Here is an 859-nt window from a genome sequence, read left to right as displayed (position 1 = left end):
TGCGCTCCGCCTCAGCCTGTGAGGCACGGTCAGTGCCCTCTCACACATTTAAGGAAACCTCATGAAGAATAACGTTTTGTCATTGCTGCTGAGCAGCCTGATATTGCTGCTCCCTCAGTCCGGGATCGCAAGCCCTGACGTGAGCGTGGGATTCTCGCCCGAAGGGACGGCACAGAGGCTGGTGCTGGCCACGCTTGACGGTGGCACGCGGGAGATACGTCTGATGGGCTACAACTTCACTTCACCGGATATCGTTCAGGCACTCATACGCGCGAAAGAACGCGGCGTGGACGTGAAGGTGGTGCTCGATGAAAAAGGTAATCGTAATAAAAGCAGCCGGGCGGCGATGAACCGACTGTTGAGTAACGGCATCCCTGTGCGTACCAACCAGCGTTACGCCATCATGCACGACAAAATCATTATCACCGACGGGCAGACGGTGGAAACCTGCAGCATGAATTTCACCAGGGCCGGAGCATCCGGCAATAGCGAGAACGCTCTGGTCATCAGGGACATGCCGGAACTGGCGGAGCGCTACCTGACACACTGGCAGTCCCGCTGGGAAGAAGGCAATGATTACCGGCTGCCGTACTGATTCCCGTACACGACAACAATCCCTGAGGAGAGCAGATGAGTAAAGGACAGTACCTGTTTAACGTGACGGCCACGGACAGGATCGAGCGCTCAAAAGCATTTTATGAGTTTATCAGCAGCTTTCGTACGAACATGACGGAGGTAAAGAGAATAGTGATGACCTGCTACCGCGCCGGTCGTGCAGTGACGGAGCTTGCCATTACTCATGGTGACGATCGCCTGTTCTGCGTGAGCATCCGTGAAGATCGGCTCAGCCTGACGCCGC

At 55.8% G+C, this 859-nt stretch carries 1 protein-coding gene and 1 pseudogene; both read left to right on the top strand.

From position 1 onward, the window contains the following. Window positions 1–61 precede the first annotated feature (61 nt). Window positions 62–595 carry a phospholipase D family protein gene (locus tag GSQ70_RS00805; RefSeq protein WP_158780497.1) on the top strand — a complete coding sequence of 178 codons (534 nt, stop codon included), beginning with the start codon at window positions 62–64 and terminating at the stop codon, window positions 593–595. A gap of 35 nt (window positions 596–630) precedes the next feature. Then, window positions 631–859 (top strand): annotated as a pseudogene (locus tag GSQ70_RS25690) (hypothetical protein); the annotation flags it as partial.

The sequence above is a fragment of the Pantoea sp. BAV 3049 genome, from assembly GCF_009765445.1.
Classification (GTDB): Bacteria; Pseudomonadota; Gammaproteobacteria; order Enterobacterales; family Enterobacteriaceae; genus Erwinia.
The sequence above is the reverse complement of the archived record's forward strand: the minus strand, read 5'-3'. Positions and strand labels throughout refer to the sequence as shown.